Here is a 20,062-nt window from a genome sequence, read left to right as displayed (position 1 = left end):
GCACGGTTCGTGACTCGTTCGTCATCCGGCGTGACGGATGGGACGGATGGGGCGCGCACGAAGCCCGTCGTCAGCGGGCCGACCTGCGGCAGCATGTGCGGCAGCTGCCCCGGTTGGTCCGTCCGCAGGGAGGAACACATGCGCATCGGCATCCTGACCGGCGGCGGTGACTGCCCGGGGCTCAACGCCGTCATCCGCGCGGTGGTCCGCAAGGGCGTGACCGGGCACGGCGACGAGGTCGTCGGCTTCCGCGACGGGTGGCGGGGGGTCATGGACGGCGACAGCGTCCCCCTGGAGCTGGCGTCGGTCCGCGGCATCCTGCCCCGCGGTGGCACCGTGCTCGGCACCTCGCGCACCAACCCCTACGCCGTCGACGGCGGGCCCGAGCGCGTGCTGGCCTCCCTCGAACGCCTCGGCATCGAGGCGCTCATCCCGATCGGCGGGGAGGACACCCTCGGGGTCGCCACCCGGCTCGGCGAGGCCGGCGTGCGGGTCGTGGGCGTGCCGAAGACGATCGACAACGACCTCGACGCCACCGACTACACCTTCGGGTTCGACACCGCCGTCGGCGTCGCGATGGAGGCCATCGACCGGCTGCACACCACCGGCGACAGCCACCACCGGACGCTGGTCGTGGAGGTCATGGGACGGCACGCTGGGTGGATCGCCCTGCACGCCGGGATGGCCGGCGGGGCCAGCGTCGTCCTCGTCCCCGAGCACCCGTTCGACGTGGACGCGGTGGTCGAGCACTGCCGGCACCGGTTCGCCTCCGGGTTCTCCCCGATCGTCGTCGTCTCGGAGGGTGCCAAGCCCGCGAACGGCGACCTGGTCCTGTCCACGGGGGCGAAGGACGCCTTCGGCCACGTCCGGCTGGGTGGCATCGGCCCGGCGCTCGCCGCGCTGATCGAGGAGCGGACCGGCCGGGAGGCGCGGGCGGTCGTGCTCGGCCACATCCAGCGGGGCGGCACCCCGTCCCCCTTCGACCGGGTGCTGGCCACCCGCTTCGGGCTGGCGGCGGTCGCCGCCGTGCACGACGGGGCGACCGGGATCATGGTCGCGCTGCGGGGCACCGACATCGTCCGCGTCCGGCTGAGCGAGGCGACGGCGCAGCTCAAGCTGGTCCCGCCCGAGCGCTACGCCGAGGCCGAGGTGTTCTTCGGCTGAGACGCGTCGTGCGGGGCACGTCCGGGGGCGCCGTACCCTCATGGGCGTGAGTTCTCCCGTTTCCGCGCAGGCGGTGCCCGGTCTCGACCGCTGGCGGGAGCTGCCCGCCGCCCAGCAGCCGCGCTGGCCGGACCGTGCCGCGCTCGACACGGTCCTCGGGACGCTCGCCACGGTCCCGCCGATCGTGGCGCCCGCCGAGGTCGACGCCCTGCGCGCCCAGCTGGCCGACGTCGCCCAGGGCAAGGCGTTCCTGCTGCAGGGCGGCGACTGCGCCGAGACCTTCGACCTCAACACCGAGCCGCACCTGCAGGCCACCACGCGCACGCTGCTGCAGATGGCCGTCGTCCTCACCTACGGCGCCAGCGTGCCGGTGGTGAAGGTCGGCCGGGTGGCCGGGCAGTACGCCAAGCCCCGGTCGTCGGACACCGATGCGCTCGGGCTGCCCTCCTACCGCGGGGACATGGTCAACTCGCTGGAGCCGGTGCTGGAGAAGCGCATCCCCGACCCCAACCGGCTGGTCCGCGCCTACGCGAACTCCGCCGCGGCCATGAACATGATCCGCGCCTACGCGCGCGGCGGCCTGGCCGACCTGCACGCCGTGCACGACTGGAACAAGGACTTCGTCGCCAGCTCGCCGGCCGGTGTGCGCTACGAGGTCATCGCCCGGGAGATCGACCGGGCGCTGGCGTTCATGAAGGCCTGCGGCATCGACTCCGAGGCGTTGCGCGGGGTGGAGCTGTACAACTCCCACGAGGCGCTGATCCTCGACTACGAGCAGGCGCTGCTGCGCGTGCACGAGGGCCGCCCGTACGCGTTGAGCGCGCACTTCGTGTGGGTGGGGGAGCGCACCCGCCAGATGGACGGCGCGCACATCGAGTTCGTCTCGAAGCTGGCCAACCCCGTCGGCGTGAAGATCGGCCCGACGACGACCCCCGAGCAGGCGACCGAGCTCGTCGAGCGCCTGGACCCCGACGGCGTCCCGGGCAAGCTCACCCTCATCAGCCGGATGGGCAACGGCAAGATCCGCGACGTGCTGCCCGGCATCGTGGAGAAGGTGACCGCCAGCGGTCACCAGGTGGTGTGGCAGTGCGACCCGATGCACGGCAACACCCACGAGTCGCCCAGCGGCTACAAGACCCGCCACTTCGACCGCGTCGTCGACGAGGTGCTGGGTTTCTTCCACGTGCACCGGGCGCTGGGCACCTGGCCGGGCGGCATCCACGTCGAGCTCACCGGTGAGGACGTCACCGAGTGCCTCGGCGGCGCGATGGAGATCAGCGACGCCGACCTCAACAGCCGGTACGAGACCGCCTGCGACCCCCGGCTGAACACCGGTCAGTCGCTGGAGCTGGCGTTCCTCGTGGCGGAGATGCTGCGTGGCTGACGTCGCGTCCCCCACCCGGCCCACCCTCGTCGATCTCCGCTCCGACACCGTCACCCGGCCCACCGCCGGGATGCGCCGCGCCATGGCCGAGGCCGAGGTGGGCGACGACGTCTACGCCGAGGACCCCACGGTCACGGCGCTGGAGGAGCGGGTCGCCGGCATGTTCGGCCACGAGGCAGCGCTCTTCGTGCCGAGCGGGACCATGGGCAACCAGATCGGCATGCGCCTGGTCTGCGAGCCGGGCCAGGAGATCCTCTGCGACGCCGACGCCCACGTCGTCACCTACGAGATGGGCGCCGCCGCGGCGATCTTCGGCATCTCGACGCGCACGGTGGTGTCGGCGGGCGGCCGGCTCGACGCCGCCCAGCTGATCGAGCAGGTGCGGCCGCGGGACAACTGGCACCTCACCGCCACCGCGGCGATCGCCGTGGAGAACACGCACAACCGGGGCGGCGGGCTGGTGCAGCCGCTGGAGGAGCTGCGGGAGCTCTGGACCTGGACGCGGGGGGCCGGCGTCGCCGTCCACCTCGACGGGGCCCGGATCTGGAACGCCCACGTCGCCTCCGGCGTCGAGCTGTCGACCTACGGCCGCCTGGCCGACACCGCCTCCGTCTGCTTCTCCAAGGGCCTGGGGACGCCGGTCGGCTCGGTGCTCGTGGCGTCGGCGGAGCGGATCGCCACCGCCCGGCTGTGGCGCAAGCGGCTCGGCGGCGGGATGCGCCAGGTCGGCGTGCTGGCCGCGGCCTGCCGGTACGCCCTGGACCACCACCTGCCGCGGCTGGGCGAGGACCACGAGAACGCCCAGCACCTGGCGAAGCGGCTGGGCGTCGACCCGGCCACCGTGCACACGAACATGGTCGTGCTCGACGACGTCGCCGCGCCCCTGGTCGCCGAGGCGGCGAAGGCGCGGGGCGTGCTGGTCAGCCAGGTGAGCGCCCGCCGCATCCGGCTGGTCACGCACCTGGACGTCGACCGGCCGGCGATCGACCGCGCTGCCGACGTCCTGGCGGAGATCCTCGACCGCTGAGCCGGGCCGCCCGCGCGTACGGACGACCCGGCCCCGGGAACGCTCGGCTCAGTAGGCGGTGAAGAGCAGGTCGTTGTTCGCCGTCCGGGTGGTCGGGACGACGTTCTTCGTCGTCGCGGCTTGGATCACCGAGGCCACCGTGGCCGGTGACGCGGCCGGGACGCCCTGCAGGTACAGCGCGGCCACACCGGCCACGTGCGGGGTCGCCATCGACGTGCCGCTGATCGTGCTGGTGGCCGTGGCGGCGGTGTGCCAGGCGCTGGTGATCCCGACGCCCGGTGCGAAGAGGTCCACGCAGGACCCGTAGTTGCTGAAGGAGGCCGGCTCGTCGGCGCGGTCGGAGGCGGCGACGGTCAGCGCGGCGGGCACGCGGGCCGGGGAGTAGTTGCAGGCGTTCTGGGGCTTGCCGGCCCGGTTGCCGTTGCCGGCAGCGACGGCGTAGGTGACGCCGTCGGCGATCGAGTCCTTCACCGCGGTGTCCAGGGCGGTGCTGGCCCCGCCGCCGAGGCTCATGTTCGCCACCGCCGGCTGGCCGGGCCCGTGCTGCGCGGTGACCCAGTCGATGCCGGCGATCACGCCGGAGGTGCTGCCACTGCCATTGCAGTCGAGCACGCGGACGGCGACGAGGTCCACGGCCTTCGCGACGCCATGGGCCGTCCCGCCGATGGTGCCCGCGACGTGCGTCCCGTGCCCGTTGCAGTCGACCCCCGTGCCGCCGAAGGCGTCGAAGCCGGGCATCGCGCGCCCACCGAGATCCGCGTGGTCCAGGCGGATTCCGGTGTCGATGACGTAGGCGGTCACCCCCGCGCCCGTGTTGACGTAGCCGTAGGTCGTGCTCAGCGGCAGCGCCGCCTGGTCGATGCGGTCCAGGCCCCAGGTGGCCTGCTCCTGGGTGGTGCTCAGCTGGACGGGGAGGTCCGCCTCCACGGCGACGACGCCGGCCATGGTGCTCAGGCGGTCGGCGGCAGCGCTCGGGAGCCGGATGGCGAAGCCGTCGAGGACCGCGTCGTAGACGTGCGTGATCCGGCCGCCGAACTGCCGCTGCGCGCGGGCGGCCGCCTGTGCCGGCACGGTGGACGGGTCCACCGTGACGATGTAGGTGGATACGGCCGAGGCGGGCGCGGGGGCGGCCGCTGCGGTGCCGGAGGTGGCGGCCACCCCGGTGGTGGTCAGGGCGGCGACGGCTGCGCCGACCAGGGTTCTGCGGATCTGCACGGGCTCTCCTCGTGACCGGTGCTGCTCCCTGCAGCGACGGGGGTGCGCAGAGTGAAACCGACGACGGGGCAGTCCGGAAGGCTGACGGCCCCCGTCCCAGGTGGCGACGGCGCGTCGCGAGCGCCGGGCGTGTCGCCGGCGGTCAGGCGGCCGGTGCCCGGAGCGCCGTCGAGGGGCCGTCGCGCAGGGCGCAGAGCAGCGCGATGTCCGCCGCGTGCCCGGCCGAGGGGTGCCCGTCGCGCTCGCTCGGCGTCTCGACCACCATCGGCACGCCCGCGGTGGTGCGGTGCCGCAGCAGCTCCGCGAACGGGCCGGTGCCGTACCTGCCGGAGCCGATCAGGCCCTGCCCGATGGTCGTGTGCCGGTCGCGCTTGGAGCCGCACTCGTCGAGCGAGTCGTTCACGTGCACCAGGCCGAGCCGGCCGGCGCCGACCGTGGCCTCCAGCGCGTCCAGGGTGGCCGCCATGCCGCCGGGCACGGACAGGTCGTGGCCGGCCGCCCAGGCGTGGCAGGTGTCGAAGCAGACGCCGAGCAGCGGGTGGTCCTCCAGCGCGGCGAAGTAGGGGCCGAGGTCCTCGACCGTGGCGGCCAGCGCCTTGCCGCCGCCGGCGGTGGGCTCGATCAGCAGCCGGGGCCCGTCCGGGTCGGCGGCATCGAGCACCGGCAGCAGCCGTTCGTGCAGCTGGCGCAGCGCGTCGTCGTAGCGGTCCTCGCCGACCGCCGAGCCGGCGTGCACCACGACGCCCCGGCAGCCGAGCTGCGCCCCGCGGCGCAGGTTGTGCACGATGGAGGCGATCGACTGCTCGATGGTGGCGTCGGTGGGGGAGCCGACGTTGACCAGGAACGGCGTGTGGACGAACGACGGCACACCGCGCTCGCTGCAGCCGGCGGTGAACAGCGCGTCCTGCCGCGGGTCGCCGGCGGTGAGCTTCCAGCCGCGCGGGTTGCCGACGAACACCTGGACGGCGCGGGCAGCGACGGCGTCGGTGTAGGCGAGGCCGCCCTTGGCCAGGCCGCCCTTGATCTGGATGTGCGCGCCGATGGGCGGCACCCCGGAGGAGGTGGAGGGCACGGGGGAGAGGGACCTATCCGAAGCTGAGCAGGATCGTGACGGGGGTGCCGCGCTCGACGGTCTCGCCGGCGGCGGGGCTCTGGCGCAGCACGCTGTTGCCGAAGAAGCGGGTGGCCTCCACCGTCAGGCCGGCCGCCTGGAGGATCTGCGTCGCCTCGTCACCGGTCTTGCCGCGCACGTCGGGGACGGTGACGAGCGGGACGCCCGCCGACACCTGGATCTTCACCACGCTGCCGAAGGGCACCGGGCCGGCCGACGGCGCCGGGGTGACGGCCATGACCTCGCCCGCGTCCACCTGGTCGCTGCGGCCGTCCTCGACCCGCTCGACGACGAAACCCAGCGCCTCGAGGTTGGAGGTCGCCTGGTCGGGCTGCTGGCCGGTGACGTCGGGCACCGCCACGGGGGCGCGGCCCTGGCTCACCACGACGGTGACCACCTGGTCGCGCTTGAGCGGGGTGCCGGCGGCCGGATCGAAGCGGATGACGGCCCCCGGCGGGAGCGCGTCGTCGAAGTCCTCGCCGCGGGTGACCTGCACCGGCAGGCCCTCCAGCGCCGTCTCCACCTCCTCGACCGGCTTGCCGACCAGGTCGGGGGAGACCTCGTAGCGCTCCGGCCCCTTGGAGACGACGACGCGCACGTCGGTGCCGCGGATGACCTCGCCCGACGCCGGGTCGGTGGAGATGACCTCGCCCTCGGGCACGGTCTCGCTCCACTCGGCGACGACCGGGTCCGGGTCGAGGCCGGCATCCTGGAGCAGGTCGATCGCGGTGTCCTGCTGCCTGCCGGCCAGGGAGGGGACGTCGGTCCAGCGGCCCATGCCCAGCCACCAGCCCACCGCGCCGGCGGTGACGGCCATCAGCGCGATGACGGCCACGATCAGCCGGGAGCGGCGGCGGCGGATGTGGTCCGGGACACCGGGACGCGGGCGGGCCGGCTGCGGACGTCGGCCGTGCACGTCGGTGGTCGGGCCGGCGCCCATGCCGGGCAGCATGCTGGTCCGGCCGCCCCGCGAGCGCCCGCCGAGCACCGCGGTGCCGGGGTCGCTGGGGTGCCGGTCGTGCGGGCGGGGCCGGGTGGGCCGGTTGGTGGGGCGGAGCGTGTCCGGGCCGGCGCTGCTGTGCCCGGTGGGCACCGGCACCGGGTCGATGCCCAGGTCCCGGCGGACGTCGGACATCTCGGCCAGGAAGGCACCGGCGTCGATCGGCCGCCCGGCCGGATCGCGCCGGGTGGTGCGGGCGACGAGCTCGTCGACCTGCCACGGCAGACCGGGGACCTCCGCGGACGGGGCCGGGACGTCGTGGTGGACGTGCTGGTAGGCCACGGCCAGCGGGGTGTCGCCGCCGAAGGGCGGGTGGCCGGTGAGCATCTCGTACAGCACGATGCCCGCGGCGTAGATGTCGCTGCGGGCGTCGGCCCGGCCGCGCTCGAGCTGTTCGGGGGAGAGGTAGGCGACGGTGCCGATGAGGACGCCGCCGGTCTGGCTGGTCTGCCCGGTGCCGACGACGGCACGGGCGAGGCCGAAGTCGGCCACCTTCACCACGCCGTCGACACCGATCAGCACGTTCTCGGGCTTGATGTCGCGGTGCACGATGCCGGCCCGGTGGGCGGCGGTGAGCCCGGCGAGCACCGGCTCGAGGACGGCGAACGCCTCGGCGACGGTCAGCCGCCCCCGCGCGCTCAGCAGGTCGCGCAGCGTGCGGCCGCGCACGAGCTCCATGACCAGGAAGACCAGCCCCTGGTCGCTGCCCTGGTCGCTGACGCCCACGACGTTGGGGTGGCTGAGCATCGCGGCGGCCCGCGCCTCGCGGGTGAACCGGTCGACGAACGTCGGGTCGTGCGCCAGGTGCTCGGCCATGACCTTGACCGCGACGGTCTTGTGCAGCCGGAGGTCGGTGGCGGCGTAGACCGTGGACATGCCACCACGCGCCAGCCGTTCCTCGAGGCGATAGCGCCCCTCGAGAACGAGCCCGACCACGGGGTCGGTCACGGCGGTGTCCACCCTGAGGAGTGTAGGAGCGCCGAGGGCGCTGGTCGTCCCGCGACGCGGCGGAGGGGATAACCGGGGCGCCTGTGACGAATGGTCACGTGCGCCGGATCACGCCGGCCGGCACGACGGTGTCCCGCGGCACCGACCGCACCTCCGGGAGTCCGCACAACGCCATGGTGTGCGCCAGCTCCTCGGCCAGCCCGTCGAGCACGCCGGTGACACCCGCGTCGCCCCCGGTGGCCAGGCCCCAGACGACCGGGCGGCCGAGGAAGACCGCCGACGCACCGAGCGCGAGCGCGGTCAGCACGTCGGAGCCGGACCGGATGCCGCCGTCGGCGTACACCTCGGCGTCCTCGCCCACCGCCGCCACCACCTCCGGCAGTGCGTGCGCGCTGGCCACGGCGGGGTCGACCTGCCGGCCGCCGTGCGTGGAGACCCACACGGCGGCGGCGCCCGCCTCGACGCACCGGACGGCGTCGTCGCCCCGCAGCACGCCCTTCACGACGACGGGCAGCCGGGACAGGTCCCCGAAGCGGGCGATGTCGTCGAAGGTCCACGGCGCCGGGGCGTGCGGCTGCAGCTCCGGAGCGCCGCCGTCCGCCGGGGAGTTGGCCAGCCGCAGGTCCGCGGGCAGCGCGAAGTCCGAGCGCAGGTCGCGGCGCCTCCGCCCGAGCAGGGGAAGGTCCACGGTGAGCACCAGCGCGCGGTAGCCGGCGTCCCCGGCGCGGCGGGCGAGGTCGTCGGTGTGCCGGGCGGAGTGCAGCCGGTACAGCTGGAACCACCGCGGGCCATCGGTGGCCGCGGCGACCTCCTCCGGGGTGTGCGTGGCACTGGTCGAGACGGTCATCAGGGCGCCGGCCGCGGCCGCGCCCCGGGCGGTGCCCAGCTCGCCGTCGGGGTGGGCCATGCCCTGGTAGGCCCAGGGGGCGACGCCGATCGGCGTGCGGACCGGGGTGCCCAGCAGCTCGGTGCGCAGGTCCACGGCGCCGATCCCGCGCAGCACCCGGGGCCGCAGCCGCCACGACCGCCAGGCCGCGGTCGCCTCGGCCAGCGTCGTCTCGGTCTCCGCACCGCCCGCGTAGTAGTCGAAGACCTCGCCCGGCAGCAGGTCGCGCGCCTGCTCCTCCAGCGCGTCCAGGTCCAGGAACGGCAGCTCGCGGTCCTCCGGCGTCTCCTCGCCGACGGCCCGCCGCCGCTGCCCCGGCACCGGCCTGCCCACCCGTCCGCCGCTCGCCATAGGCTGGCACTCTATGGACACGCTCACCCCGACGGAGGTCGCCCAGCTGCTGGGCACCTCGCCCAACCGGGTCCGCCAGCTGCTGCGCGACCGGAAGCTCATGGCCGTCCCCGGCAGCGGCAACGGCAAGATCCCCGCCGATTTCGTGCAGGACGGCGTGATCCTCAAGCACCTGCCGGGTCTGCTGACCGTGCTCCAGGACGGCGGGTTCACCGACGAGGAGGCCTTCGACTGGCTGTTCCGGGAGGACGAGACGCTCCCCGGCACCCCGGTGCAGGCGCTCCGCGACGACCGGCACACCGAGGTCACCCGCCGGGCCCAGGCCCTGGCCTTCTGAGCCGGTGCATCCGGACGGCGGCACCGGGACGAAGCTGACCCCGTGGGCCATCTGACGTACCTGGCGCTGCTCGCCGGCTGCCTGGTGGTGACCGCGCCGCTGGAGCTGGTGCTGCGGGTGCGGGTCTACGCCCGCTGGCGGCGGCTGCTCGTGGCCGTCGTGCCCGAGTTCGTCGTCTTCGTGGTCTGGGTGCTGTACGCCATCGCCCAGGGCCACTGGGACTACTCCGACGTCCGCACGCTCGGCGTCCGGCTGCCCGGCGGCATCCCGGTCGAGGAGGTCCTCTTCTTCCTCGTGGTGCCGCTGTGCTCGGTGCTGGCCCTGGAGGCGGTGCGGAAGGTGACCGGCTGGGACGCGGGCTACCCGGCCGAGGAGGCCCTGCCGGCGGGGGAGGGGGCGGCGCGGTGAGCTACAGCATGCTGGCGGTCACGGCCGTCGTCGCCGTCCTCGTGGTGGACCTGGCCGTCTACCGCACCCGCATGGTCACCCGGAAGGTCTTCTGGACCGCCTACGCGATCATCGTGACCTTCCAGCTGCTGATGAACGGCGTGCTCACCGGCCTGGGCGTCGTCACCTACGACGAGCGCACCATCTGGGGTCCGCGGATCGCCTACGCGCCGGTGGAGGACCTGCTGTTCGGGTTCGCGATGGTCACCCTCACCCTGGCCAGCTGGGCGGCGGTCAACCGGCGGGCGAACACGGCCAGGCGGCGCGGCTTGGACACCGACACCCGCCGGTCGAGCACCCGGTAGTCCGCCCGTTCGATCTCGGTGAGGATGCCGCCGTACAGGGCGGTGGCCGCGCGCACGCAGTCGCGGGACTCCGGCGCCAGCATCGGCGTCCCCGGGGCGGCGTCGTCGTAGCGGCGGCGCACGACCGCCACCATCTCGCGCATCAGCTCGCGGAAGCCGTCGTCGAACCGCTTCTCGGCCAGCTGCTCCCGGGTCACCCCGTGCGCGGCCATGAGGTCGGCGGGCAGGTACACCCGGCCGCGGTCGACGTCCTCGCCGACGTCGCGCAGGAAGTTGGTGAGCTGGAACGCCTCGCCCAGCGCGATCGCGTGCGGTGCCGCCTCCTCGCGGGCGACCCCGGGGGCGGTGCCGAGCACGGGCAGCACCTGCAGGCCGATGACCGACGCGGACCCCCACATGTACCGGTCGAGGGCGTCCAGGTCGGCGTACCCGGTGACGTCGAGGTCGCTGGTCATCGCGGCCAGGAAGTCGACCAGGTGCTCCAGCGGGATGTCGTAGCGGCGGTAGGTGTGCACGAGCGCCAGCCGCACCGGGTCCTCCGACCAGCCGGACTCCAGCTCCTCCAGCAGCGCCTTCGACCAGGTCATCAGGTCTCCGGCCGGATCGGCGCCGGGGAGGTCGACGAAGTCGTCGGCGACCCGGGCCGCGGCGTACAGCGCGTGCACCGCGGGACGCCGGTCGGCGGTGAGCAGCCGGGTCGCCAGGTGGTAGCTCTTGCCGTGCTCGGCGGCGATCGCGGCGCAGTGCCGGTAGGCCGCGGCCAGCTGGGCCTGGCGGGCGGCCTGGGTGCCCGGGGGCCGGAGCGTGGTCACGAGTCCTCCTCGCCGGCGCTCGTCGGTCCCGTGCCCAGCGGTGCTCTGCCTCCGGGTGACCTCGCGAGCTCGATCACCGCGGCACCGGCCCGGTGATCCGCTCGGCGGCGAGCCGGCCGCTGATCAGCACCATCGGGACGCCGACGCCCGGCTGCACCGACGAGCCGGCCAGCACCACGTTCTCCGGCCCGCTGCGCGGCAGCGTCGAGGGCCGGAAGGGGCCGGTCTGCCCGAAGGTGTGCGCGAGGGCGAACGGCGTGCCCGCGGCCATGCCCTGGGCGGCCCAGGTCGCCGGGGTGTCCATGTGCTCGACCTCGATGGCGTCGCCCACGCCGGTGAAACCGCGCGCCTCCAGCGTGGCCAGCAGCTCCTCGCGGTACCGCGGGGCCAGTGCCGTCCAGTCCAGCTGCGCGTTGCCGCCGCTGCGCGGGTCCAGGTTCGGGGTGGGGGCGACCACGCTGAGCACCTGCCCGCCGTCGGGAGCCAGGGACCGGTCGGTGCGCGACGGCATGCTGATCAGCAGGCTCGGGTCGCTCATGATGCTTCCCCGCCGAACCCCGGGACCCCCGCCGAGGAGCCGCCCGCGCGGGGTCAGCTCGTCGAACACCTGCTCCCACGCCGCGCCGAAGCTGATCGTGTGGTGCGCCTGCCCGGGCAGCTCCGAGCGCACGCCGAGGTGCAGCGCCACGCAGGACGGGCTGTAGACGGGCCGGCGCGGCGCCCGGAGACCGGGCACGAGGGTGTGCGGGGCGTCGGTGGTGACGACGACGGCGTCCGCGGCCAGCTGCTCGCCGTCGGCCAGGCGCACCCGGCGGACCCGGCCGCCGCTGGTCTCCAGCTCCGCCACCGAGGCGCCGTAGCGGAGCACCACCCCGGCGTCGGCCGCCGCGGCGGCCAGCGCGCGGGGCACGGCGGCGATGCCGCCCTCGGGGTGCCAGACGCCGGCGCCGATGTCGAGCTGGGCGATGACCGCGTAGGCAGCGATCGCCCGGAACGGGGACACCCCCGCGTAGAGCGCCTGGAAGCTGAACAGCCGGCGCAGCCGGTCGTCGCCGAAGTACTTCGCCACGTGGTTCGAGAGCCGGCCGAACCCGCCGCGGCGGACGAGGGTGACCAGCTCCGGGCCCAGCAGGTCCAGCGGGGAGTCGAGGTTGCGGTCGATGAACGTGGCCAGCTGGAGGCGGTAGAGCTCGGCGAGGTCGGCCAGGTAGCGGCGGAGTGCGTCGGCCTCGGCCGGCCCGCACAGCGCGGCCACCTCGGCGGCGAACGCGTCGGGCTCGGCGTGCACGTCCAGGTGCGTGCCGTCGGCGAACTGCGCCCGGTAGCTGGTGTCGAGCCGGCGGAGGGTCAGGCGGTCCTCGAGCCGTTCCCCGACCGCGGCCAGGGTGTCGGCGACGACCTCGGGAGCGGTGAACACCGATGGGCCGGTGTCCAGCGCGTACCCGGAGCGCTCGATGCGGCCGGCCCGTCCTCCGGGGCCGTCGGCGCGCTCGACGACGGTGACCTCGCGGCCGGCGCCGCGCAGCCGCAGCGCCGTCGCCAGCCCGGCGAGCCCGGCCCCGACGACGACGACGCGATCGGTGCGGCCCGGGACCGTGCGGACCATCAGGCGGTGCGGGTGGTGGCAGCGACGGCGAGCGCGTCGAGGGCCGCCCGCGCGTCGTCGGCGATCGGGGCGTCGGTGATCGCGGCCCGCGCCTCGGCGGTGCGGCGGGTGATCCGCTCCTCGACGCGGTCCAGGGCGCCGGTGGACACGAGCAGTGCGCGGAGGGCGTCGAACTCGTCGGTGCCGGCGTCGGGGTTGCCCAGCAGGTTCCCGAGCAGCCGCCGTCCGGTGTCGTCGGCGACCTCCTCGGCGAGGGCGATGAGCAGCGTCTGCTTGCCCTCGCGCAGGTCGTCGTCGGCGGACTTCCCGGTGACCGACGGGTCGCCGAACACGCCGAGGACGTCGTCGCGCAGCTGGAACGCCTCGCCGAGGGGCAGCCCGATGGCGGTGCAGGACTCGATGACGGCGGGGCCGGCGCCGGCGATCGCGACGCCGAGCTGCAGCGGCCGCTGGACCGTGTAGCCGGCGCTCTTGTACCGCGCGACGGTCAGCGCGCCGTCGGCCCCGGGCAGCCCGCCGGCGGCGCGGAGGAGGTCCAGGTACTGGCCGGCGGTGACCTCGGTGCGCATCGTGTCCCAGACCGCGCGCGCCCGCCCGAGGGCGGCCTCGGAGATGCCGGAGCAGCGCAGCATCTCGTCCGACCACACCAGGGCGAGGTCGCCGACGAGGATGGCCGCGCCGACGCCGAAGAGCTCGCGGTCGCCGGAGAGGTCCTGGGCGGCGTGCCGGTCGGCGAACCCGATGTGCGTGGTGCGCCGGCCGCGCCGGGTGCCGGCGGCGTCCATGACGTCGTCGTGCACCAGTGCGCTGGCGTGCACGAACTCCAGCGCCGCGACGGCGCGCAGCACCGCGGCGTCCTCCTCGCCGACGCCGGCGCCGGCATGCCGGGCACCGCGCCAGCCCCAGTAGGCGAAGGAGGGGCGCAGCTTCTTGCCGCCCTCGGCGATGGCGCAGACCTCGTCGGCGACCGGGGCCAGCCGCGGGTCCATCCCGGCGAGCGTCGCGCGCTGCTGCTCCAGGAAGTCGGTGAGCGCCTCGGCGACCGCGGCCCGCAGCCGGTCCAGCTCGGCGGCCGCCAGGACCGGGGCGGAGCGGGTGGACTCGCGCTGCTGCGCCCCGGCGATCATGTGGCCAGTATCGCCCAACCCGGTCGTGGCCGACCTCGTCAGCGTGGTCGTGCCCGTGCTGCGGTCCACGAGGACCTCCCGTCGGCGCTGTGGTGGTCGGGGTTCTGCGGTTATTCGGCCGCTGCCGACGGTGTGGATGCAGGCGGGCCGACAAATCCGGGGGTGCTTCCCGTCGGGTGACCAGGGCGACGCCCGTACCCTTGGCTGGCGTGACCCGGACCGTGCGCGAGCTGCTGGCCACCGAGCGCCCGACGTGGTCGTTCGAGTTCTTCCCGCCGAAGTCGCCGGAGGGGGAGGCGCAGCTGTGGACGGCGCTGCGCGAGCTCGAGCGCCTGCGGCCCTCCTTCGTGTCGGTGACCTACGGCGCCGGCGGCTCCACCCGCGAGGGCACCGTCGCGGTGACCGAGCGGATCGCCGCCGAGACGACGATGACCCCGCTGGCCCACCTCACCGCCGTCGACCACAGCGTCGCCGAGCTGCGGCACGTGGTCAGCCGGCTCGCCGCCGCCGGTGTCCGGAACCTGCTGGCGCTGCGCGGCGACCCGCCCGGTGCCGATCCGCAGTCGGACTGGGTGGCCCACCCGGAGGGGCTGCAGTACGCCTCGGAGCTGGTCGAGCTCATCCGCTCCATCGGCGACTTCTCCGTCGGGGTGGCCGCGTTCCCCGAGCGGCACCCGCGGTCGCCGGACTTCGACTCCGACGTCGAGTGGTTCGTCGCCAAGTGCCGGGCCGGCGCGGACTTCGCGATCACCCAGATGTTCTTCCGCGCCGAGGACTACCTGCGGCTGCGCGACCGGGTGGCCGCCCGGGGCTGCGAGGTGCCGGTCCTGGCCGGGGTCATGCCGGTGACCAACGTCCGGCAGATCACCCGCATCGTGGAACTGTCGGGGCAGGCGTTCCCCGAGGACCTGGCCGAGCGCTTCGCCGCCCTGGACGGCGACGCCCCCGAGGCCAGGGCGGCGGTGCGCGCGTTCGGCGTGGAGGTGGCCACCGACCTGTGCGCCCGCCTGCTGGCCGAGGGCGTGCCCGGCATCCACTTCATCACCATGAACCGGTCGACGGCGACCCGCGACGTCTTCACCAACCTGGTCGGCCCCGACGGGGACGTCAGGCCCTGACGGCGCCCTCGAGCAGGTCGGCGGCCCGGCCGGCGGCGCGTCGGAGCGCTTCCCGCTCGGCGAGGTAGCCGCCGGCCACCCCGACGACGGGCAGGTTGGACAGCGCCCGGGCGGCGAGCCCGCCCTTGGGGCGGGCGTCCAGTGCGTCGTCGATCCGGTTGAGCAGCCGGGCTGCGCGCCACAGCGTGCGACCCGCGCCCCGCAGTCCGCGGCGCTCCTCGCGGGGGCCGAGCGTCCCCTCCACGTAGGTGCCGGCACTGCGCGCCAGCAGGGATTCGACCCGGGCGGCGGGCAGGTCGCGACCGAGCAGCACCCGGGCCAGCAGTGACACGCGCTCCGCCGGTGCGGTGACGTCGTGCTCGCCGGCCACACCGAGCACCACCAGCGACTGCACCGCCGTCCCGACGGTGTTCTGCAGGGGCAGCAGGTCGGCCAGCTTGCCCGCGAACCGTGGGGCGGCCGAGACGCCCGCGGCGACCTTCGAGACCTGCTCGGCCCACCAGCGGTTCCGCTGCTCCCGGGGGAGGGTCGGCGGGCGGCCGAGCCGGGTGGCCAGCGGGGTGAGCAGCCGGTCGACCCGGCGCAGGACGTCGACGACGACGGCATCGGGAAGGGGAGCAGCCATGAACGGACCATGCCCCGGGCCGGTCGCTTTCATCCCCTGCGGGCGGTCCGCGGTGCCCGGACGGGCCTCCCGGTGGAGACCGCGGGCGATCCGCATGGTGGGCCGCCGCGGACTACCGTGGCCGCCATGGCGACCCCAGGCCGGGCGGCGGCTCCGCGCTGGGCCGTCGTGGGTGTGGCGGTCGCCGCCCTCGCCGCGCTGCCGGCGCTCGTCGGCGCGCTGCCGGTCGGCGACTGCCCGGTGCCCGCCGCCGAACTGCGCGCGGAGGTCCTGGCCTCGGACGGGGTCACCTACTCCGGGTACGCCGAGTCGGCCGGTGGGCTGGCCCTCCCGGTCACCGACCAGCTCGACTCCGTCGCCGACCTCTTCAGCGACCGCACCGAGATGCGCGTGTGGTGGCGAAGCCCCGACGACCACCGGGTCGACGTCCTCAGCGCGGCCGGGGAGACGGGCGTCCACCGCGACGCGCGGGGCACCTGGACGTGGGAGTACGAACGCGCCGCCGCCACCCGCGCCGCCACCACACCGCTCGCCCTCCCCGCGCCGCCGGACCTGCTGCCCGCCACGCTGGGGCGGCGGCTGCTGTCGGAGGCCACGGACGCGGAGCTGACGCGGATCGGGCCGCGGCGGATCGCCGGACACGACGCCCTCGGGCTGCGGGTGACGCCGGAGGAGCCCGCCTCGGCGGTGCAGCACGTGGACGTCTGGGTGGATCCCGGGAGCGGCCTGCCGCTGCAGGTGGTCGTCCTCGGCCGGACCTCGGAGGTGCCGGCGCTGGACACGCGGTTCCTGGACCTGGAGCTGGCGGTCCCGGACGCCTCGACCACGTCCTTCGCCCCGCCCCCGGGCGCTCGTGTGGGCACCGCGGACCAGGCCGAGATCGTGCTGGAGGCGGGGCGGCGGCTCGCACCGGTGCCCTTGCCCGGAACCCTGGCCGGACTGCCGCGCCGGACGCTCGATGGTGCGCCGCCCGGCATCGGGCTCTACGGGCGCGGGATCACCCTGCTCGCCGTGGCCCCCGTGCCCCGGCGGCTGGCGGACGAGCTGCGCCGCACGCTGGCGCAGAGTCCGGACGCCGTCACCGACGAGGCGGGCACCCGGATCGCGGCCGGCCCGGTCGGCCTGATGCTGCTGGACCCGCCGCACGCGGGGCCGTACGTGCTCACCGGGACGGTCACCCTGGACGCGCTCGTCGAGGCCGCGGCGCAGCTGCCGGCCCTGGGCGGGGTGCGGTGAGCACGGTCATCGCGACCCGCGGCCTGGCCAAGCAGTACGGGCGGCTGCACGCCGTCGACGGCATCGACCTGGACGTGCGCGCAGGCGACGTCTACGGGTTCCTCGGCGCCAACGGCTCCGGGAAGACGACCACCGTCCGGATGCTGCTCGGTCTCGTGCTGCCGACCCGCGGTGAGATCGACCTGCTCGGCGAGCGGATGCCGCGCGCCGGCCGCCGCGTGCTGCCCCGGGTGGGTGCGCTCATCGAGTCTCCTGCGGCCCACGGCCACCTGTCCGGACGGGAGAACCTCGCGCTGCTGGACGCCGCCGGCCCCGGCGGGTCGCGCCGCGACCGCCGCCGCCGCGTCGCCGACGTGCTCGACCAGGTCGGGCTGGGTGGCGTGGGACGCCGGCCGGTGAAGGCCTACTCGCTCGGCATGCGGCAGCGCCTCGGCCTGGCCGGGGCGCTGCTGCGCCGTCCCGAGCTCCTGGTGCTCGACGAGCCGACCAACGGGCTGGATCCGCAGGGCATCTCCGAGATCCGGGAGCTGCTGCTGGAGCTGCACCGCGGCGGGACGACGATCTTCCTGTCCAGCCACCTGCTCGCCGAGGTCGAACAGCTCTGCACCCGCGTGGGGGTGCTCGACCGCGGCCGGCTGGTGCTGCAGGACGACCTGGCCATCCTGACCGCTCCGACCGGCGCGACCGTCGTGCGCACGCCCACGCCGGAGCGGGTGCGCGCGGTGCTCGACGGCCGCGTCGCAGCGGTGGACGCCGAGCGGGTGGTGGTGAGCGGCGGTGACGCCGCGGAGGTCAACGCGCTGCTCGTGCGGGCCGGGATCCCGATCACCGGCCTCGCGCCGGACCGCCCCACGCTCGAGGAGGTGGTCCTGGCGGCCGCGGCCACCAGCGCCGATCGGGTGGAGCGCGCCCCGTGATCGCCGTCGAGCTGCGCAAGCTGTTCCGCCGGCCCCGCACCTGGGCGACGATCGCCGTCCTCAACGCGTTGCCGGTGCTCGTGGCGGTGCTGCTCGTGCTGACCGACCTGGCGCCCCGGCCGGGCGAGGGGCCACCGTTCCTCTCCGCCGTCCTGACCAACGGCGCGCTGTACCCCCTGGCCGCGCTGGCGATCGTGCTGCCGCTGTTCCTGCCCATCGCGGTGGCGGTGGTCGCCGGTGACTCGGTCGCCGGCGAGGCGCAGGCGGGCACGTTGCGCTACCTGCTGGCCCGGCCGGCCGGGCGGACCCGGCTGCTGGTGGCCAAGCTCGTGGCCGTCCTGGCCTTCGTCCTGGTCACCGTGGTCGTGGTCGCGGCCGTCGGTTACCTCGTCGGGACGACCCTGTTCGACGCCCAACCGGTGGCCGGGACGTCGGTGTCCGGTACGTCGCTGACACCGGAGGAGCTGGCCGTCCGCACCGTGCTGGCGATCGGCTACGTCGCGGTGTCGATGCTCGGGGTCGCGGCATTCGCGCTGTTCTTCTCGACCCTCACCGACTCGCCGCTCGGCGCGACGATGGGCGCGCTGGTCGTCCTGGTCACGTCGTCGCTGCTGTTCACCCTCGATGCCGCCTCACCGATCGCGCCCTACCTCCCCACGCGCTACTGGTTGGCGTTCGTCGACTTCTTCCGCGACCCGGTCCTCTGGCGGGACATCACCCGCGGGATCGCGCTGCAAGGGGTGTACGTGGGCGTGCTGCTCGCCGCCGCCTGGGCGAACTTCACCACCAAGGACATCACCAGCTGAACCGCTGTCAGCCGCTCAGCCGGCCGCAGTCCGCGGCCCCCAGCGGCACCGGTTCCCCGGCGGTGAGCTGCTCGAGCACGATCGCCTGCACCAGCGGATCGCCGGGCAGCTGGCCGTGCCCCACGCGGCTGTCGGCGCAGACCGACTGCACCGTCAGGTTGAGCGCGCCGTCGAGCCGGGCCGAGTCGGGCGGGGTGACCGTGCGGTCGAGCGTGGTCCAGACCGACACCCAGCCCACCCCGTCCGGCGTCTCGTCGCCCGCGTTGAGCCGGGCGAGGACCGGGCTGTCGGTCGCCAGCTGCCGGCACCCCTCCGGGCACGAGTCGGGCGCGAGCTGCCCGGCCAGGTCTGCCAGGCCCGTGCCGTGGTGCGGCGACCCGAGGGTGACCACGCGGCGGGCCACCCCCGCCCCGCCGTCGGCCACCCACAGGCGGGCGATCACGCCGCCGGCCGAGTACCCGACGACGTCCACGGTGTCCTCGCCGGTGCGCTCCAGGGCGGCGCGCGCGGCCTCCTCCAGCGCGGCGGCCGCCTCGGCCAGGTCCCCGGTGCCGTCGCCGGGCAGCGGCACCACGGTCGCGTCGCGGCCGGCCTGCTCGAGCCGGTCGGCCAGCGTCTGCAGGGACGTCGTCCCGCCGCCGTACCCGGGCACCAGCAGCACCGGACCGGGGCGCGCGGCCGGCCCAGGACCGCCGACCTCCGTGGCACGGGTGGCCAGCAGCACGCCCAGGGCCACGACGGCGGCGGTGACGAGTGCGAGCACCGCCACCACGAGACGGCGGCGGGCGGGGGAGAGGCCGGTGAGCACTCACCTACTGTCCCTGGTGCATGCGCCGGCGCCACCGCACGGCGGCCGGATGCGGAAGGGGGGCGCAGTGCTGAGCCGGGAGGAGTACCTCGCCGCGTGGTCGCGCTGGCACGGTGGCACCGACACCAGCGCGCCGATGGTCCGGGGCTGGCTGACGCTGGCGCACACCCTCGCCCGGCCGCTCGCCGTCCTGCCGCCGTGGGTCGCCACGGCCGCCGGTGCGCTCGTCGCCGCGGCGGCCGTGCTCCCCGCCGCTGCGGGCGGCGTCTGGCTGGTGGTGGCCGGCTTCCTCGTCGGCCTGTCCGGTCTGCTCGACAGCCTCGACGGCGCGCTGGCCATCGGCACCGGCCGGGCGTCCCAGCGCGGCTACGTCCTCGACTCCGTGGTGGACCGGCTGACCGAGGCCGCCTACGCCGCCGCGCTGTGGGCGGCGGGGGCCCCGGGCTGGCTCGCCGTCGCCTTCGGCGCGCTGTGCTGGCTGCCCGACTACCTGCGGGCGCGCGCCGGGCAGGCCGGCGTCCACCGCACGGGCCCCATCTCGCTGTGGGAGCGGCCGACGAGGGTGGTGATGGCGGGCTTCACCCTCGGTGGGGCGGGCGTGGTCTCCGGCCTGGTGGTCGCGGGCCTGGACGCCGACCGCGCGGTGGTCACCGCCGGCGCCGCGGTCGGCGCCCTGCTCGGTGCCGGCGGGGTCGTGCAGCTGGGCGTGTGGCTGCGCGGGGAGCTCGGCGGCCCCGGTGAGGCCGACGTCCCTCCGCCGGACTGACCGGTCGCCGGCGCACGTCGCCAGGACGCCCGCCGGTACCGGCTCCTAAGGTGTGCGGTGCAGGAA

At 75.3% G+C, this 20,062-nt stretch carries 19 protein-coding genes and 1 pseudogene; 11 read left to right on the top strand and 9 right to left on the bottom strand.

Annotated elements, in window-relative coordinates; genetic code table 11:
- Window positions 1-138 precede the first annotated feature (138 nt).
- The 3 genes from C5507_RS04360 to C5507_RS04350 are packed head-to-tail and all read left to right on the top strand — an operon-like array spanning window position 139 to window position 3,575.
- Window positions 139-1,164 (top strand): 6-phosphofructokinase, encoded by a 1,026-nt coding sequence (locus C5507_RS04360; RefSeq protein ID WP_104527317.1) that lies wholly within the window; start codon window positions 139-141, stop codon window positions 1,162-1,164.
- Between the two features lie 46 nt (window positions 1,165-1,210).
- Window positions 1,211-2,548 carry a class II 3-deoxy-7-phosphoheptulonate synthase gene (locus C5507_RS04355; RefSeq protein WP_428839416.1) on the top strand — a complete coding sequence of 446 codons (1,338 nt, stop codon included), beginning with the start codon at window positions 1,211-1,213 and terminating at the stop codon, window positions 2,546-2,548.
- Entirely contained in the window at window positions 2,541-3,575 is a 1,035-nt protein-coding gene (locus tag C5507_RS04350; protein WP_104527315.1) for a threonine aldolase family protein, read from the top strand. The genes C5507_RS04355 and C5507_RS04350 overlap by 8 nt, the downstream gene beginning before the upstream one ends.
- 48 nt (window positions 3,576-3,623) lie before the next feature.
- Here C5507_RS04350 and C5507_RS04345 read toward each other — a convergent pair whose 3' ends face one another.
- The 4 genes from C5507_RS04345 to C5507_RS04330 all read right to left on the bottom strand — a co-directional run bounded on the left by C5507_RS04345 (window position 3,624) and on the right by C5507_RS04330 (window position 9,086).
- On the bottom strand, window positions 3,624-4,790 hold the full coding sequence (locus tag C5507_RS04345) for a S8 family peptidase (RefSeq protein ID WP_104527314.1): 1,167 nt from the start codon (window positions 4,788-4,790) through the stop codon (window positions 3,624-3,626).
- A gap of 142 nt (window positions 4,791-4,932) precedes the next feature.
- Window positions 4,933-5,862 carry a deoxyribonuclease IV gene (locus C5507_RS04340; RefSeq protein ID WP_242610981.1) on the bottom strand — a complete coding sequence of 310 codons (930 nt, stop codon included), beginning with the start codon at window positions 5,860-5,862 and terminating at the stop codon, window positions 4,933-4,935.
- Between the two features lie 13 nt (window positions 5,863-5,875).
- Entirely contained in the window at window positions 5,876-7,861 is a 1,986-nt protein-coding gene (gene pknB / locus C5507_RS04335) for a Stk1 family PASTA domain-containing Ser/Thr kinase (protein WP_104527313.1), read from the bottom strand.
- Between the two features lie 82 nt (window positions 7,862-7,943).
- Entirely contained in the window at window positions 7,944-9,086 is a 1,143-nt protein-coding gene (locus C5507_RS04330; RefSeq protein WP_104527312.1) for an alpha-hydroxy acid oxidase, read from the bottom strand.
- A gap of 13 nt (window positions 9,087-9,099) precedes the next feature.
- Here C5507_RS04330 and C5507_RS04325 point away from each other — a divergent pair, with 13 nt between their 5' ends.
- The 3 genes and pseudogenes from C5507_RS04325 to C5507_RS23030 all read left to right on the top strand — a co-directional run.
- Window positions 9,100-9,423 (top strand): Rv2175c family DNA-binding protein, encoded by a 324-nt coding sequence (locus tag C5507_RS04325; RefSeq protein ID WP_104527311.1) that lies wholly within the window; start codon window positions 9,100-9,102, stop codon window positions 9,421-9,423.
- Window positions 9,424-9,465: 42 nt separating this feature from the next.
- A complete protein-coding gene (locus C5507_RS04320) occupies window positions 9,466-9,831 on the top strand; it encodes a lycopene cyclase domain-containing protein (RefSeq protein ID WP_104527310.1) in 366 nt (121 codons plus the stop codon).
- Window positions 9,832-9,839: 8 nt separating this feature from the next.
- Window positions 9,840-10,037, top strand: a pseudogene (locus C5507_RS23030) (lycopene cyclase domain-containing protein); the annotation flags it as partial.
- Here the strand turns inward: C5507_RS23030 and C5507_RS04310 are convergent.
- The 3 genes from C5507_RS04310 to C5507_RS04300 all read right to left on the bottom strand — a co-directional run bounded on the left by C5507_RS04310 (window position 10,034) and on the right by C5507_RS04300 (window position 13,720).
- Window positions 10,034-10,987 carry a phytoene/squalene synthase family protein gene (locus C5507_RS04310; protein ID WP_207225676.1) on the bottom strand — a complete coding sequence of 318 codons (954 nt, stop codon included), beginning with the start codon at window positions 10,985-10,987 and terminating at the stop codon, window positions 10,034-10,036. The pseudogene C5507_RS23030 and the gene C5507_RS04310 sit on opposite strands and share 4 nt — an antisense overlap.
- Window positions 10,988-11,060: 73 nt before the next feature.
- Entirely contained in the window at window positions 11,061-12,593 is a 1,533-nt protein-coding gene (gene crtI / locus C5507_RS04305) for a phytoene desaturase family protein (protein ID WP_104527308.1), read from the bottom strand.
- The gene (locus tag C5507_RS04300) at window positions 12,593-13,720 is read right to left on the bottom strand and encodes a polyprenyl synthetase family protein (protein ID WP_104527307.1); all 1,128 of its coding nucleotides are present in this window, start codon (window positions 13,718-13,720) and stop codon (window positions 12,593-12,595) included. Before C5507_RS04300 ends, crtI begins: the two co-directional genes overlap by 1 nt.
- A gap of 209 nt (window positions 13,721-13,929) precedes the next feature.
- Between C5507_RS04300 and metF the strand changes: the two genes are divergently transcribed.
- Entirely contained in the window at window positions 13,930-14,838 is a 909-nt protein-coding gene (gene metF / locus C5507_RS04295; protein ID WP_104527306.1) for a methylenetetrahydrofolate reductase [NAD(P)H], read from the top strand.
- Here metF and C5507_RS04290 read toward each other — a convergent pair.
- Complete coding sequence (locus tag C5507_RS04290) at window positions 14,828-15,463, bottom strand: hypothetical protein (RefSeq protein ID WP_104527305.1); 636 nt, start codon at window positions 15,461-15,463, stop codon at window positions 14,828-14,830. The two genes, metF and C5507_RS04290, sit on opposite strands and share 11 nt — an antisense overlap.
- 126 nt (window positions 15,464-15,589) lie before the next feature.
- On the opposite strand from C5507_RS04290, the gene C5507_RS04285 reads away from it, so the two are divergent.
- From C5507_RS04285 to C5507_RS04275, 3 genes are read left to right on the top strand one after another with little or no spacing between them, the layout of a single operon-like run.
- Window positions 15,590-16,699: a LolA family protein gene (locus C5507_RS04285; RefSeq protein ID WP_242610982.1), complete on the top strand. Its 1,110-nt coding sequence runs from the start codon at window positions 15,590-15,592 to the stop codon at window positions 16,697-16,699.
- Window positions 16,696-17,616 (top strand): ABC transporter ATP-binding protein, encoded by a 921-nt coding sequence (locus C5507_RS04280; RefSeq protein WP_104527304.1) that lies wholly within the window; start codon window positions 16,696-16,698, stop codon window positions 17,614-17,616. The genes C5507_RS04285 and C5507_RS04280 overlap by 4 nt, the downstream gene beginning before the upstream one ends.
- Complete coding sequence (locus C5507_RS04275) at window positions 17,613-18,422, top strand: ABC transporter permease (RefSeq protein WP_104527303.1); 810 nt, start codon at window positions 17,613-17,615, stop codon at window positions 18,420-18,422. The genes C5507_RS04280 and C5507_RS04275 overlap by 4 nt, the downstream gene beginning before the upstream one ends.
- Before the next feature lie 7 nt (window positions 18,423-18,429).
- On the opposite strand, the gene C5507_RS04270 is transcribed toward C5507_RS04275, so the two are convergent.
- The gene (locus C5507_RS04270; protein WP_104527302.1) at window positions 18,430-19,230 is read right to left on the bottom strand and encodes a lipase family alpha/beta hydrolase; all 801 of its coding nucleotides are present in this window, start codon (window positions 19,228-19,230) and stop codon (window positions 18,430-18,432) included.
- Here C5507_RS04270 and C5507_RS04265 point away from each other — a divergent pair.
- Window positions 19,223-19,996 carry a CDP-alcohol phosphatidyltransferase family protein gene (locus tag C5507_RS04265; protein WP_242610983.1) on the top strand — a complete coding sequence of 258 codons (774 nt, stop codon included), beginning with the start codon at window positions 19,223-19,225 and terminating at the stop codon, window positions 19,994-19,996. The genes C5507_RS04270 and C5507_RS04265 overlap by 8 nt on opposite strands.
- The last annotated feature ends 66 nt before the right edge of the window (window positions 19,997-20,062 follow it).

Source organism: Blastococcus saxobsidens (genome assembly GCF_002938435.1).
Taxonomy (GTDB): Bacteria; Actinomycetota; Actinomycetes; order Mycobacteriales; family Geodermatophilaceae; genus Blastococcus; species Blastococcus saxobsidens.
This window is presented reverse-complemented; position numbering and strand designations above follow the sequence as displayed.